Source organism: Nitrosopumilaceae archaeon AB1(1), assembly GCA_033471095.1.
In the GTDB taxonomy this organism is placed as follows: domain Archaea; phylum Thermoproteota; class Nitrososphaeria; order Nitrososphaerales; family Nitrosopumilaceae; genus Nitrosoabyssus; species Nitrosoabyssus spongiisocia.
On record CP136752.1, the window covers coordinates 1,390,179 to 1,406,240 of the forward strand.

At 34.0% G+C, this 16,062-nt stretch carries 14 protein-coding genes; 7 read left to right on the forward strand and 7 right to left on the reverse strand.

Translation table 11 applies throughout. The features are described 5' to 3' along the window. Window positions 1-22: 22 nt before the first annotated feature. The gene (locus R1F52_07800) at window positions 23-760 is read right to left on the reverse strand and encodes a DUF726 domain-containing protein (protein WOV92991.1); all 738 of its coding nucleotides are present in this window, start codon (window positions 758-760) and stop codon (window positions 23-25) included. Next, window positions 757-2,403 carry a methionine--tRNA ligase gene (metG, locus tag R1F52_07805; protein WOV92992.1) on the reverse strand — a complete coding sequence of 549 codons (1,647 nt, stop codon included), beginning with the start codon at window positions 2,401-2,403 and terminating at the stop codon, window positions 757-759. Before metG ends, R1F52_07800 begins: the two co-directional genes overlap by 4 nt. Before the next feature lie 88 nt (window positions 2,404-2,491). Here metG and R1F52_07810 point away from each other — a divergent pair, with 88 nt between their 5' ends. Together R1F52_07810 and R1F52_07815 are read left to right on the forward strand one after the other, a co-directional pair. Further along, on the forward strand, window positions 2,492-5,227 hold the full coding sequence (locus R1F52_07810; GenBank protein WOV92993.1) for a hypothetical protein: 2,736 nt from the start codon (window positions 2,492-2,494) through the stop codon (window positions 5,225-5,227). Window positions 5,228-5,232: 5 nt separating this feature from the next. Next, window positions 5,233-5,526 (forward strand): hypothetical protein, encoded by a 294-nt coding sequence (locus tag R1F52_07815; GenBank protein WOV92994.1) that lies wholly within the window; start codon window positions 5,233-5,235, stop codon window positions 5,524-5,526. Here the strand turns inward: R1F52_07815 and R1F52_07820 are convergent. Next, window positions 5,523-5,747, reverse strand: coding sequence for a hydrolase (locus tag R1F52_07820; protein ID WOV92995.1), 225 nt, complete (start codon window positions 5,745-5,747; stop codon window positions 5,523-5,525). The two genes, R1F52_07815 and R1F52_07820, sit on opposite strands and share 4 nt — an antisense overlap. 720 nt (window positions 5,748-6,467) lie before the next feature. After that, entirely contained in the window at window positions 6,468-6,881 is a 414-nt protein-coding gene (locus tag R1F52_07825) for a VOC family protein (GenBank protein ID WOV92996.1), read from the reverse strand. A gap of 486 nt (window positions 6,882-7,367) precedes the next feature. Here R1F52_07825 and R1F52_07830 point away from each other — a divergent pair, with 486 nt between their 5' ends. Then, entirely contained in the window at window positions 7,368-8,600 is a 1,233-nt protein-coding gene (locus R1F52_07830) for a TIGR00300 family protein (protein ID WOV92997.1), read from the forward strand. A 5-nt stretch (window positions 8,601-8,605) separates the two neighbouring features. Next, window positions 8,606-9,439: a DNA adenine methylase gene (locus tag R1F52_07835; GenBank protein ID WOV92998.1), complete on the forward strand. Its 834-nt coding sequence runs from the start codon at window positions 8,606-8,608 to the stop codon at window positions 9,437-9,439. On the opposite strand, the gene R1F52_07840 is transcribed toward R1F52_07835, so the two are convergent. Together R1F52_07840 and R1F52_07845 are read right to left on the reverse strand one after the other, a co-directional pair. Further along, window positions 9,436-10,248: a hypothetical protein gene (locus R1F52_07840; protein WOV92999.1), complete on the reverse strand. Its 813-nt coding sequence runs from the start codon at window positions 10,246-10,248 to the stop codon at window positions 9,436-9,438. The genes R1F52_07835 and R1F52_07840 overlap by 4 nt on opposite strands. 31 nt (window positions 10,249-10,279) lie before the next feature. Then, entirely contained in the window at window positions 10,280-11,242 is a 963-nt protein-coding gene (locus tag R1F52_07845) for an exonuclease (GenBank protein ID WOV93000.1), read from the reverse strand. 57 nt (window positions 11,243-11,299) lie between these two features. Here R1F52_07845 and purN point away from each other — a divergent pair, with 57 nt between their 5' ends. From purN to R1F52_07860, 3 genes are all read left to right on the forward strand, one after another. After that, the gene (gene purN, locus R1F52_07850; GenBank protein ID WOV93001.1) at window positions 11,300-11,884 is read left to right on the forward strand and encodes a phosphoribosylglycinamide formyltransferase; all 585 of its coding nucleotides are present in this window, start codon (window positions 11,300-11,302) and stop codon (window positions 11,882-11,884) included. Window positions 11,885-12,030: 146 nt separating this feature from the next. Then, window positions 12,031-12,897, forward strand: a complete 867-nt coding sequence (locus R1F52_07855; GenBank protein WOV93002.1) for a bifunctional 5,10-methylenetetrahydrofolate dehydrogenase/5,10-methenyltetrahydrofolate cyclohydrolase — start codon at window positions 12,031-12,033, stop codon at window positions 12,895-12,897. Further along, window positions 12,884-13,438, forward strand: coding sequence for a 5-formyltetrahydrofolate cyclo-ligase (locus tag R1F52_07860; GenBank protein ID WOV93003.1), 555 nt, complete (start codon window positions 12,884-12,886; stop codon window positions 13,436-13,438). The genes R1F52_07855 and R1F52_07860 overlap by 14 nt, the downstream gene beginning before the upstream one ends. 121 nt (window positions 13,439-13,559) lie before the next feature. Here R1F52_07860 and R1F52_07865 read toward each other — a convergent pair whose 3' ends face one another. Then, on the reverse strand, window positions 13,560-16,049 hold the full coding sequence (locus R1F52_07865) for a dihydropteroate synthase (GenBank protein WOV93004.1): 2,490 nt from the start codon (window positions 16,047-16,049) through the stop codon (window positions 13,560-13,562). Window positions 16,050-16,062 lie beyond the last annotated feature (13 nt).

The following is a 16,062-nucleotide window of genomic DNA, read 5'->3' on the forward strand; positions in this document are numbered from 1 at the left end:
AATAGATTACAATTAATTTAAGCTATGGAAAAGACCAAAGAGTAGATATGTCACTAATAAATCTATGATTCTCAACATCAAGTTTTTTATGTACAAATCCATTTTCGTTTTTACCGCCAAACAATCCTAACGGTCTGCTAATTTGTCTAGTATTATGAGCATATTTTAAAACAGAATCATTAGAAGAGTAGTAATTAAGAATCCCACATTTAGTGGTATTTTTAATCATATCACCATATAATACAGATTGTGTGATATCAGCAGGTAGTGATGAACCAAATAGATATGCACGCTGGACGGCGCCACACACATTCATCCTTGAGAGATTTTCAAGTGTACTAGATATCACCAATGAACCTAGTGAATGTCCCAATAGACGAATCTTGACTGTTGGTGAATGGTTTTTGAAATTTATAATAAACTGTGCAAGATTTTTACCATTTTTTACAGCAATTTTTTGACCAATACAAAGGGCGTGTTTTTCATATTTTTTCAAGTGGGCCCCACGAGTATTAGAATCATAAGTAAATCCGACAATTGGATATGTGTATCCTAATTGTTTTAATCTTTTCTGCACTAGACTAAATTTTTCCCTAGCACTAGCACGATCGTTACGTAACCCATGAATTACCACACAAAATTCATTTACATTCTCAAGATGAGTAAACTGCTTTTTTAATGATAAATTATAAGATTTCTTGTTTAATTTAACACCACTAGATAAATCATAGAAACCACGAGTACTAATTGTTGGAATCATTTTAATTCAGATTTACGCATATTGATATCGTCTTGTTCAACTTTGGCAAACAGGGGAGAAGATTTTGAGACAACGTGACCTGGAGAGATAGATAGACTGGAGGCATTATTCCATGACACATCAGATACTAGGTCTGAAAGATTCAATTGTTCCCAAATTCTCTGGCTAGACTGTGGAAGGATACAGTGTAATAGTATTGAGAGACACCTTACAGCATTTACAGATAGATATATGCAGGTAGCAGAGCCTACACCACCCTTCCAAGGTGAAGAATGTTGAAAGTATTGATTAAAGTAGGCAGAGAATTTTAAGATCCTTTTCAGTGCATGATTTAGTTGACTATTTTGTACCAAGTCTGCCACAATTGTAGAAATATTCATAATCTCTTCTCTAGCCTCTAGATCTACAGAAGTCATGTCATCGGGTTTTGGTACTAAACCACCATATTCCTTACAGGTGAAACCTAGTGTTCGATTTATGAAATTTCCAATATTTCCAATGAGTTCAGAATTTATTCTCGACGCAAAATCATCCCAATCAAAGTTTAAATCATTTTGAGAAAATGGGGTAATAAATATTAAATAAAATCTCAAATAATCTGCAGGGTAATATTGTAAAAAATCACGTAAACCCACATACCAGTTTCTACTCTTTGAAATTTTTTTATTTTGTAATGTTAAATGTCCTCGTGTTGGAATATAATCAGGAAGTTTAAATTTTTCATCAACCCCCATACGTATAGCAGGGAGGAATAAATAGTGATGATATACAATATCTTTTCCAATAAAATGATAAATGTCTGCAGAATTCCAAAATTTTTCTCCATCCTCTCCAATGGATTCTAAATATTTTATAGCCGTTGAAATGTATGCTAGGTGATTATCAAACCAACCATAAAAGACCTTATCTGCACCCTCAGATGCAGGAATAGGAACGCCCCAGGATATGTCACGTGTTATATCCCAATCCTTTAAACCCTCTTTGATCCAATTCCGTACATAATTTTTTACATCACTCTGTAGGTTATCATTACAATCAAGCCAATGATTCAATTTATCTGTAAAATGTTCTAGTTGAAAAAAGTAGTGTAGTGATTCTTTCTGTGTTGGTGTTTTACCACATATAGCACATTTTGGATTGAGAATTTCTTCAGGAATTCTACCACAACTCTCACACAGATCAGAGTATTGATCTGCAACTCTACAGTGAGGACAGGTTCCCTTTACATACCTGTCAGGTAGAAATTTATCATCTTGTTTACAATAAAATTGAGATATTATTGATTGTGTTATGTGTCCGGCGTCAGATAATTTGGTAAACACGTTTTGAACAAATTGGTTATTCTCATCAGAGCTAGTATGATAAAATAAATCAAAGTTTATGTCCAACTTGGCAAAATCTTCAGCATCACGTTTATTCCATTCAGATACATACTGTTCAGGGGTTATACCTTTTTTTTCAGACTGTAGTAAAATAGGTGTACCATAATCATCTGAGGCACAAAAATAGTATGCTCGTACATCATTTTGTTTTAAAAACCGTACCGTTACATCAGCAGGAAGATAAGTCGATGCAATATGTCCCAGATGAATCTCACCGTTGGCATAGGGAAGTGCACTTGTAACTATAACTCTTTTTTGCACGAATAAATTAATTTAATCTAGTCTAATAAGGTTACAATAAATCAAGATGATTTTTTCTTTTATCGTAAAATAAGAATATCATTCGTAGATGAACAAAATATCACACAATATGAAAAAAAGCCGGGATTTATGGTATCTAGGTAGCATAATATTGATTATAGTCATAATCACTACACATCATATCCCTAAAGAGGTGTTTGGGGATAACAGCATACACATACCTGCAATTCTACTTGAAAATAATACATATCAGGGAACTATTTATCTGGAAAAGAGTGCAAACAAAGATACCATAATATTTCTTACATCATTAGAACAAGATTTGGTAATAGTCCCACGTAGTATTATAATATCACAAGGAGTAAATCAGGGAATGTTTGAGGTGGAGACATTACGCAGTGGAAATGTGACCATTGTGGCATCAATAGATGGAAAAACTATACGTACCAATTTTGCCATAACATCAGGGTATAGAGATAATTTCAAACTCGGTACATATACATTTCCTTTGATAAAAGCAGATCAAATCATAGGTGTGGTATATTTACTAGATATTAATGGTAGACCAGTATATTCAGACAGTGATATAATAGTAGACATTACCTCAATAGGTCCAATTACTACTAGAAATAATATCTATATTTTAAAGAATCACACTCACGCAGTATTTGAGATTGATGTTGAGGGGAAGGGAGAGGTATTTGTTTCAGCAAAGAATGTTGCGCCAAACTTGACAAGTCTAGAAAAATTCAGAGATGAGATACGAATATCGTTATACATTGCACCAAATATTTTAGCCCAAGGAGGACACGGGTATGCCATAGTATCTATTGAAAAAAATGATAAACCATTCATACCAAAATTGCCAATACGAGTCTATCTGACATCAAATAATACTAACGTGGTAGATTTATCAAGGCAGATAATGCCAAAAGAGCAGTCATTATTAATAACGGATGGAAGTAAAATCACAGATATTTATGCAAAAAATGAGGGATTTGTAACTATACATGCGATTAGCCCGCATATCGGCACTGCCAAAGCACATGTTCGTGTAGTTGAATCGACACAAACAGGCGACAATTTACAGAATAATCAAATAAAATTATGGGTGTATCCTAATGTGACATCAGATAAAGCATATGGAATAATTTCACTATACACCACGAATGCAGAGGACTATACAATCATTCCCATACAAAATGCAGAGAAGAATATATTTCTAGCATCACAGGGTTTACTACATAAACCAATTGTAAAGTTTTCCCCCACTAGTTTAGATAGGCAATCCATCATATTTGATATAAATATATCAGGTTTTGGCAATCATACACTAACTGCAACAGGAAATGATCTAAAAGAAGACAAAACATCACTAACAGCAATTCCAATGTCGCATGATGTGTATGAATTTAAAATCATACCACTACCTGTACACATATCAAATGAAATACAAGATTTAGCAATAATAGCGATAACGGATGAAACTGGATCTGTAATAGATGCAGAAATAAATTTCGGAGAATTTCCATCTATAGATGTAACACATTCAGATGGACTTGAAGATGCAATCATTACAAAATATAAAAATACAGCAATAATTTCCGGTATCATACAGAATCAGTTTAGAATGACTATATCTTTTACAGACATAAAATCTACAACTAAAATTATACAGCCAAGATATGATTCTACAAATATATCGTTATGGATTCCGAAATATACACACGCCGGTGAGAAATTTCCCTTTACGATTCACAAGGTAAACACAGATGGAACACCTATCAAGAGAATTGACGACATTCAGTCATGGTCTGCCACGCATAAAACTAGATTTATTGATGGAAATTTCATAACAGACGCAAAAGGTATCATTACCATTACCGTACATACTGATTCAGGCATTGCAACTGCCAGTACTCACACATCTATTAATCAAATGTCGCTTGACGCAAATTTTGAGGATACTGTAAGGGTGAATGATTCGACTAGTTTGCGCATACTAACATCAACAGACAATGTAGACATTAGCCTAGATACAGACATACCACATGAAAAAGTAGAAGAGAAATTATTTGTGTTGTATCCAAAAAAAATTGGCATACATGATGTAATAATTATAGCAAAAAAATCAGGGTTTGTAACACAAATATTTCCAATTCAATTGAATGTAAAAAATTTGGCGTATCTATCATTACTTGCACAGGATTCAGAGGGAAATAATCTAAATGTAGTAATAAATCTAGGTAACATGAATGATACATTAAAAACGCCAATAGAGTATTCAGCATCTACGAAAACTAGGGTTATCTTTCCACCAATACACATTAAAAATGGATTAGAATACACATTTGATAAAATAGTAATTGATGAAAAACAAATAACAAATAAATTATATTTAGAACTAGATTCAGATACTATAATACTTGCAGTGTATAAAAAGAAATTGAAAATTGATATTACAGATGGAATTATAATTAATGACACCATTAATCATTTGTATGGGGATACAATCACAATACGACCAGACGAAAAATCATTCATATTCATATTGATTTATAAATCATTTTTGAGATGGGATGGACTCCCAGTAGGATATGACACCAAGTTGGCAAAACAAGAAATCAATTTACAGCAAGACTTGAACATCAGAGCTATTCATGACACAAATTACACAGGAATCATGATTGTTGGTGGAGGAATAGTAACCATAATTGTATCAAAATATTTAGGGTATGACATATTTGCCAGAGTAAACATATCACTGCATAAATTAATATTTCGCATTAGAATTATACATAAAAATAAAGGAGATGTCAATTAAATAACATGCCTATGACTAATGACATCATAATGGAATTAAATAAAATTACAAATCTAGTTCAAAATAAAACAACTATAACTGAAGAAGAGATTGAGCAGATTAAACACATCTTTAAAAAAATCTTACAAAAGAATCAGACATATAACACAGATGAAATTAAATCATGGTTTGAAAATGAAGGTAGTTGGTCGAATAAAGAAAGTATAACTAGAATTGTCAATTTATCACACTACTTGCAAGACAAATATGAACAAAATAATAAATTAAACATGATGAAAGATAGTTGTGATTGTGATTAGGTGTCCAACTGTTTTAATAGTGTATTTATAATAGACGAGTTTTGTGTACGCTCCTTAAGAATTTCGTCTAGACGAGATGTATCTGTCATATCTTTAGAGGAGATAATCTCCAAATATTCATCATCTAGATTTTTATTATTTTGAAACTGTTTTATAATTTCAAAGAGAATTCCAATAACTTGTTTTTGTGTTTTAATTAATTCATCCTTTTCTGAGGACATGAATTAATCACCAAAACTGCCTTTATAATCTTTTCGGATACGAACATAAATTCTAGCTGAAAAAAAATTTTAAAAATAATAGATCACCAACATCAGACCAGCAAAGAATTGAAAATGTCTTTAAAACTTTAAAATCACATCCATTATTACAATCATACCGTACACAAATACCACATTCCATCTACCAATAGGATGAAAAGTTAAAAATCAAAGAATTGTTTGCAGTACATTCAGGTCAGATACACACACATATAGTTTTTATCAAATTTAGTTTGTGTGTCAGTAATTATTTTCATAATATCAGAATCTGAGTTTAAACTTTGCACTAGACATATCATCAGATGTATAATTATCTAAGCACATCGAGACCAAATTATAAAACAGAGTCACACGGATTGCCTCATGTATAATCATTGGATATCAGAGGGAATCATTTTTAGAATAATCACAAAATAACTATAATTCATAACAGATTCGGAACAAAGATTTAATTTCCCCACTCCATACATGGTATTTGTTCAAGACGAATTATACCATTAAATTTATTAAACAATTCAAAATTTACGGGCATCGCCTTCAAGTACACCAGAACCATTGTGTATTCAATCTATATGTTTTGAAAAATCATCAGAGGTTTCAAACTTGGATTCACAGTATGCACATTGAAATTTTTCTTCCATGTTTTATACATACCAGTATGATATTTAATAATTGATGTAATTATTGTGGTGTAAAGCCATGATAACCGCCTGTTTGAGTTGCAGAGTCATTAAATGATGGCTCAAACAAAGATATTAAATATTCATCAGGATCTAAAACTATAGCATTCTTGCCTGCATCACGCTCTACGATATCTCTGTAAATTGTGATACCGTTGGACTTTAATTCCTCAATGGCAGATTTTACATCCCCTACTAGAAATCCAATAGAGATCCCATTCTCAATAGAACCACCAATGTGTTCAGCAGTAAGTGAAGCAGGGTGTAGACTCAACAAGGCCCCAGTGGTGCCCAAGTCCACCCATGTTCTTCGTTGATTTTTTATTGGCAGTCCCAGAATCTCATGATAAAAATGAACAGATTTGTCCAAGTCTTTAACTGCCAAGATTACATTCCCAACTTTTTTTAATTGCACGATAACATATGGTATAACCTTGTTAAATATTTTTGTATAAGAATTCTATGGTGTGGTGTTTGACAATCATGGTTCTATAAAGTAATCGAGGGATAATTATTATGTATTATCATAGATTGATTTATGGGGATATGATTAAAGCGTGTTCTGTCAAATAGACTAGGAATTGTAATATTCCAGTACAATTACAATCTTTATCTAAATTGCTTTTAGAACAAATCAAAAAGCGTTCTGCTATATTTGGCAATACCCCATCACCCAAAGAAATGAATAGTGGATCAACACGAGATCCAGGTCAATAATCATAAAATGATAGACTGAAAAGTGCCGAATTTGAAAGTGTGATTTATCATATTCTGAGACCCTAACTTTAGTTTCTTGAAAAGATGCTCATTTTGAATAGAGGAATGTTTTTACTAATCCCTTGATAACTTTACAGAACCACAATCATAAAGATTAACATAGAGATGGAGATAAAATACAAGTATGGCAAATACAAGATATAGTCAGGAGATAGAGATCAGAGGACACATTATAGATTCTGCAATTTTAACGAAAATTTATGATGGTATAATGGATCTAAATGGAGAGTTTGAGGCAAAGGACATCAAAGTAGGCAAAATGAAAAATGATGTTAGTTTTGCTAAATTAATAATTTATGGAAAAAACAAAAGACATCTAGACAGGATTTTAGAATTTGTATATAGGAATGGGGCGACTGCTGTAACTGTAAAACCCGTAATTTTAAAAAGCGCCTCAAAAAATATGATAATGCCAGACAATTTTTACAGTACCACCAATAACAACACACAAGTTTTTCTAAACTCAAAATGGATTTCTGTGGATAATATAATGATGGATAAGTGTATTGTAGTTAAGAGTGGTAAAGCATCATGTGTGGCTATACGAGATGTGAAAAAAAATGATAAAATCATAGTAGGGGATAGAGGAGTACGAGTGCAACCGCCTCAAAGACCAAGAGGAGGCGTAGAGGTCTTTGAGTTTATGGGAAGTAGTAGTTCAAGTGAGAGACCCACACACCACATTGCAAAGAATATGGCCAAAGATATGGCAATGATTCGAAAAAAAGGGGGCAAAATAATTCTAGTTGGAGGTCCGGCAATTATTCACACCGGAGTCTCAGATGTAATCGCATGGATGATAAAACACAATTACATAAATGGTGTTTTAGCAGGCAATGCTCTAGCAGTACACGATATTGAATACGCTACACTCGGTACATCATTAGGAATGAATATGCACGATGGAACTCTAGCAGTTCGAGGACATCGCAATCATATGGATGCTATAAACAGTGTATTTAAGAGCGGTTCAATAGCAAACATGGTAAAATCTGGAAAATTAAAAAAGGGCATCATGTATGAATGTATAAAAAACAGGGTACCATTTGTGTTGGCAGCATCAATTAGAGATGACGGACCACTGCCAGATGTAATTGTGGACATCACCAAAGCGCAAAGAGAGTATAAAAAAGTGTTAAAGGGTGCAGACATGGTAATTATGGTATCTACAATGCTCCACTCTATTGCAACTGGAAATATGTTACCGGCGAACACCAAAATAATAGTGATTGATATTAGTCAGCCCACGGTGACAAAATTAATTGACAGAGGAACATGGCAGGCATTAGGAATTGTATCAGATGTCGGAGCATTTTTCCCAATCATTTTACAAGAATTAAAGAAAATGCATAGATGAATAGTTTGGCTAGTTATTTAGTAGAGCAGACAGAATCCAAGACAGAGTTTAGCGTAAGGAATCAACGCAGTAGACTCAAAATCATTCCATATGTTGGTTGTAAATCAGGATTTGCTCATATTTTTGATGCATTAATATCAAAAGATACGTCTGAAAATATTTACGATTTATTTGGTGGCGGTGGTGGATTTACAATTTATGCGTGTAATCGTTTTGGATCAGAACGAGTAACATACAATGATAATAATCCAGTTTTGGTAAATTTTATGACTCAATTACAGAAATCCCCACATAGATTATTTTGCGAATATGAAAAGCATCGTAAAAATTCTAGCCCAGAGTATTATCTCAAAGTAAGAGGTATGAATATCAAAAAGGGTGTTACAGCAGCAGGTAGATTTTTTTATCTCAGTAAGAATGCATTTTCAGGTAAAATTAGATTCAACTCACAAAATATTTTCAATACACCTATGCGTAAAAATACCCCATGTCCAAAAATAAAACGAGATGATATAATAAATATCAGTCAAGTTTTAAAACACCTTACAATAAAAAATGAATCGTATGAAAATTTTATAAATTTAAAACAAAAATTTATTTATCTATATCCACCATACATTAATAATACAAATGGGCATTACAATAATATTTTAGAAAAAAGTGAATTTATCAAGTTTGTCAAAAAAATAAAAAAAACAAACAAAGTTATGATATCAGAGCAAAATTTACCTCAGGAATTAGATCTCGTAGATTTTAATATTTACAACATATCATTATACAGATCACTACAATACGTTACACAGAATAACAGCAAAGAGATCATAGGCATTAATTACTAATTACACTCATCACTTAATCTAGAAATACGTCTCACAAGAAAGAACGGGCTGTAAAGTAGTATAGGGATAGATATTGCAATGAATAATGTTTGTAGTTGGCCTAAAACAATACTAGCAGTTATTCCAGCGATGGGACCTAGAATTAAAGATACCGCAGATCCGGCACATGTAGGACAGGCGATGAAAAGTCCTGTTGCCGCCCCAATACTACCAATACTACGTCTTTTTTTCGATATACTGTTTGCTGCAAACACAAGGGAGACATTCAAGGCGACAAGGTAAGAGACTATAATTTGTAATAATAAATTGATAGGAATAATTTGTAGACCAACATGTTCTGTGAGATAAATCAGTATCAAGGGCATATACCCTACAGTATCACAGCATGGGATTAATTCTACAGAGGGAATATTTACCCCATAGTGATATGAGAAAACTAATTCAGGTTGATATACCAACGTACCGGATAAAAATGAGAAAAATACGCCATAAATAAATATACAAGATACAAATATTTTTCTAGATTTATCATTCCAAGTAAGAGTAGCAATTTTGCCAAATAATCCCAGGGTATTATTTTTTTCCTTGTGAAATTTATACATACCCAATCCAATTAGACCAAATGCTGCAAGAAAAACAACATAAAACATAAAGGCAAATCGTTGTATGGAATCAATAGATTGTGGTACCAGTTTACTTGGGTCTTGATATTTTGTATATAATAGAAACAAGCATGTTATAATTATAAATCCTGATATAACAAAAAACTCACCACGTATGGTGAATCGTCCCCTCAAAATATCAATCATAAGAAATTATTCATAGACGGTTATTTTATTCTTAAACCTGTGATTTTCTATACACTAATGGACTAGAGTCTATGCCCATGTCTTGCAAGGTGGAGGAAAACTCTGATGTATAACCGTGAACGGTATACACCTTGGTGGCCTCTGAGGCCTTTACCACATGAATTAATTCATTAAAATCACAATGATCACTTAGAGGAATTTTATAATTACTAATCCCAAAAGGTGTAGATACTGCCCATCCAGTAAAATCAATTACGATTGCATCATACCTAGACTTTACCACCTTTACAAAACTAGATGCGCCAGTATCCTTTGGGGCAATCATTACCCAAGGTTTTTTGCCTAAAAGATTATTTCGTTCAGCTGCTAAATGACCACAACTAGATTTTAAATTTACGCCCAATTCAATATACACATCATTAATTAATTTTATAGAATCATGATAGTATAACGGATCCCAATTTGAAAACATTTCACTTAAAATCTGAGCCTTACCTAGTTTGTATCCTAAAAGTACAACAGGTTGACCATTCGAATATGCTTTTGAAATTATTTTATTTACATCATTTTTAATTTTAGATATTGGTGGAAAAACAAATTTGGGTTTACCAAAAGTAGTCTCAATAATTAGTGTTTTACATTTGGGTATTGTTGCGGCCTGTAAAACTCCGCGTGTTCGCGTACAAATATCACCTGTATAATAAATGTCGTTGAATAATAAACCTCTTGAGCCCAAAATATGTCCATTATTAATTAATTGAAAATTAGTATAATAATCACGATGATCACTCATCTTATATTTGCGTGATAACGCAAGTCGTCTTGTTTCAACGGAAGATAAAAAAATACCCGTATCACCACGTGGCAGGTGATCAAGATGTGCATGAGATACAAAATTGATTCCCTCCTCAGACGAATTTTTCGGATCAAGATGAACAATGGTATCATCATATTTACACACTATACCGTTAGGAGTAGTACGAAATTCTACCATATGTCAAGATAGAGATAATTTGATATAAATTGCAGTATAAGCAGAGTGTTAATCCGTATGTTAAACTTGGGCATTTTAATCTCAGGCATGGGAAGTAACATGGAGAGTATACTCAAATCAATAAAGAGTGGAGAGACTCGAATCAATCCTGCAATAGTGATATCAAATAAATCAGGTGTTAGAGGAATTGCAATTGCTAAAAAATATAATGTAAAGACTGCAATAGTGGAAAGTGTTGTGGGGGAGTCTCGTATGAATTATGATATGAGAGTAGTAAAAATATTAAAGAGAAATAAAGTCACACCAAAAAATGGACTAGTCTGTCTTGCAGGGTTTATGAGATTAATCAGTCCAGAGTTTACTAGAATGTATAGAGATAGAATACTAAATATTCATCCAGCATTATTGCCATCATTTCCAGGACTACATGCGCAAAGACAGGCTTTAGAGTATGGGGTAAAGTATACAGGATGCACAGTACACTTTGTGGATGAGGGCGTAGATACAGGAAGAATAATTATTCAAGACGTAGTTAAAGTAGAAAAGAACGATACTGAGAAGGTACTATCTGCAAGAATATTAAAAAAGGAACACAAAATTTATTCCAAAGCTATTAGATTAATAATTGACAAGAAAATATAGTTTGTTTAATAATTCAAGGGGTTAATCACGAATCAAGTCATTATTAATCAATTTCCACAAGTATGTCCAACGCTTAAAATGGGATAGTTGGAATAATTCAAAGTGGAATAGTTGAAATTAAATAACATATAAAATGTACCCAAGTATTGACAGGCGTAAAAATAGACGGATTGGAGGTCGCACGTGTTGTCAAAACACGTGTAAAGGAGGCCGCAGAGCAATTGAGATTAGATGGGACAAATCCTTGTCTTGCCACCATTTTAGTTGGGGACGATGCATCTTCTGCAACATATATTACAAATAAACACAAGGCGTGCAAAGAATGTAATATTGATACGAGGGATAATAAATTACCAGCAAATATCACACAAAAAGATTTAGAGATTCTAGTAGACAAGTTGAATCGCGATGATTCCGTACATGGGATTTTAATTCAAATTCCACTACCAAAACACATAGACGAGTTTGCAATCATGTCCAAAATTTCACCATTAAAAGATGTCGATGGACTTACCATCCATAATAGTGGATTACTAGACAAAGGCAAAGCAGCTCTCATAGCATGTACACCGTTGGGGATTATGGAATTATTCAATCATTATAACATAAAACTAGAAGGAAAACATGTAATAATTATAAATCGTAGTAGTTTGATCGGTAAACCATTACATCATTTATTATTGAATAGTAATGCAACAGTTACAACGTGTCATTCAAAGACAATCAATATCAAAGAATTGTGTAAAAACGCAGATATTATAATTACAGCAGTCGGGGATAGAACAAAATTTACTCTCAAGGCAGATATGATAAAAGAGGGGGCAGTAATTATTGATGCGGCAATTACAAGATATGATGGTAAATTGACAGGGGATACAGATTTTTCACAGATTATAGAGAAAGCATCGTTTGTAACCCCGGTACCAGGTGGGGTAGGGCCAATGACAGTTGCAATGCTATTAAAGAATACAATAACAGCAACATCGTTGTGTAATAGACTTGGCCGATTCTAAAAAAAATGCATTAAGAAAGATGCTTCTAGAGAAGCGCGATGGTATATCTGCAGAGATGAAAGTCATCACAAGTAGACAGATTCAAAAAAAGATTCAAAAGATTAAAAATTATGCAGAGGCTACAAGTATTGCAAGTTATTATCCAATAGGAAGCGAGGTTTTAACACAATCCATAATGCAAGATATACTCTCCAAGGGTGTTAAATTATCACTTCCTAAAATCATAAATGGCATGTTGGAGTATCGACAGGTCAGTGATTTTACACAGATGGAGATGGGTAAATTTGACATTCCAGAGCCAAGGGCAGACGCAAAACTAGTTGAGGATATCGATGTCATACTAGTTCCAGCGGTGGGACTATCAAGAGACGGGAATCGTTTAGGATATGGACGTGGGTATTTTGATAAATTTCTTGCACAAAATGATGTAACATCAATTGCATTATCATACTCTAAACAACTAGTCGGTAATATTCCAACAGATGATACAGACATTCCAGTAAACTGGATTGTGACAGAAGATCAAATCATCAAAATATAACACCAATATTATAATTATACACTTGAAATTCCAACATGTATTACAGATGTGTTGTATGTTTTTTTGTACAGGTACAGTTTAGTGTGTCTTCAAGGACCATCTACTCTTCCAACACTCGTTATTATATAACAAAATATTTTGCGTCCTTGTGATGTGTTATGAGAGCAGCTGTAGATTGCTCAGGAATTAGTTGACCAGATTCTGTCAAAGTTATACCAGATTCTCTCAAAGAGAGCAGTTTGTCTAGTGTATGATGTTGTGTGATATCAGGGCAGCTGAGATACCCCCAACTGAAACGCAGTCCTCGATTATTAATTCCCAAATCACTACGTATTTTATCATTTGTCCATTCAGTTAGAGCCTCGGCAGTCTCAACGGCAAGTCCATGAAGATAGTACGCATCCGTATATTGACTTTGCTCATTCATATCATCAAGTATTTTGGTTATGCCTGCCCCAATAGTTACAGCTTGCATTGCTATAATATCATTAGAGCCGAAATAATCTGCAAGACACAAATGTTCACTCTGTCTTGATCGTGGAAAGTCAAATTCTACAGAATCATTACCGTTGTCAACTATAAGAATATTATTTTTTGCATGACATTCAAAGTATCCATATACTACACTAGGCTGAAACCACCCCTCATTCAAAACACGTTTCTTCCACGTATCAAGCAAGACCTCATGTTCTTTAGATACAGTAGAGGAGACATTCCCACGAACCCCCCATGATAATTTAAATAATGATTTAAGATTTAGCCTATCCCAAATCTTAATCAAATCGATAGAATCAGAGTCTAGACGTATGATTCTATCTTCAGGTAGTGTTGGAATTTCACTCATGGGTTTAATTGTACTATGAGGAATATTGCCTGTAGAGGGTACAATCACATCTTCTCTCCACGCATTCATCTTCTCTACCCATTTATTCACGAATGCCTGTTTATCATCAGAAAGAAGAGTATCTATTATCTTCAATCCATCAAACATGGTATTACAATAAAATGCACCATGCTGATATAATTCATCTTGCTTGGCAATACGAGCAATTTGACTAGAGGTCACAGCAGCACCACCACATAATACGGGAATTTTCAAATTATTCTTTTTAGCATACTCTATGAAATGTTTCATCTGCTGAGAGGTGTGTACAAGTAGTGCAGACAGACCAACTGCATCAGCATCTGTCTCTTTAATTTTATCTACAAATTTTTGCAATGGAACTTGTCTGCCTAAATCATAAACCGTGTATCCATTATTCTCTAAAATAGTCTTTACTAAATTCTTACCAATATCGTGAACATCACCATAGACTGTTCCAAGAACAATCTTGCCTTTACTCTCTACACCTTTCTGTTTTACTAGATATTTTTCCACCTCAGATACTGCTAATTTCATACATTCGGCAGATTTCAAAACAAATGGCAGTATCAAATCTCCAGAGCCGAACAGATCACCTACCTCTTTCATTGCAGGAAGCAGGCTTTGATTTAAAACAACAATTGCAGCATCATGTGTTTCAGCTTGTGGAATATTCAACACCAGAGAGTCATTAATCGTCTCAAGTTTGTCGGCACGTGAAAGCTGATCTGCAATGGCTGATACCACATCATTACACAAATTATCCTTTAGCCTGTGAAGAATTCTATAATTTGCACGTTTCATCACTGGCCATGTGGGATCAACATCTGTGGTGACAGACGCAGAGCTACCAATAGTTGCCCCCTCAAAGTGAGAGATTACATCAGATAATGCATCATCGTGCTTGTTGAATATGAGATCTTCGGCTAGTTTACGTTCGTCAAGATTAATCTCAGCGTATGGAATGATCTCTTTGACGTTAACGATGGCCGAATCAAGACCACTTTGTATTGCATGATGCAGAAATACAGAGTTGACTAGTCTGCGCGTTGGAGGAGAAAGACCAAAGCTGATATTTGATAGTCCAAGTGTGGTGTATGATTCAGGTAGATGTTTTTTGACTAGCTTTATACCCTCAAGAGTATCGACTCCAGCGTTTAAAAATTCATCTTGACCTGTTCCAAGAGTAAATGTAAGTACGTCAAATACAAATTGATTCTGTTGTAAATTATGTTTTAAACCTCTTTGAAATAAGAGATTTGCAGTATCTAATTTTTGCTGAGGAGTTTTTGCCATGCCATCAGGTCCAATACACATTGCAATTGCAGGAACACCGTACTGATGCATGAGTGGAGCGAGTTTCTCAAAACGTGAGCCATCACCTTCAAGATTAATTGAGTTTATCATAGGTCTGCCAGGAATGCATTCAAGTGATTGTTTTATCACATCCGGATCAGTTGAATCAATTACCAAGGGAGCTGCGACCTCTAGACTAATCTGTTTTACAAGTCGAGTCATAAAATCTGATTCATCTGTGCGTTCATTTGTTGCAACACATACGTCCAGACAATGTGCTCCTTGCTCTACCTGAAGACGTGCCAGATCAACCAAGCCGTCGATATTATCTTCAAGTACTAGTTGTTTTGCTTTTTTGGAGCCTTGGGTGTTTAATCTTTCACCAATTAGTAATGGCGGTGGTGTTTGTGCAAGTGTAATTGCATTAAGTGCAGAGCTTAATCTAGGAATCATAACACATGATTTG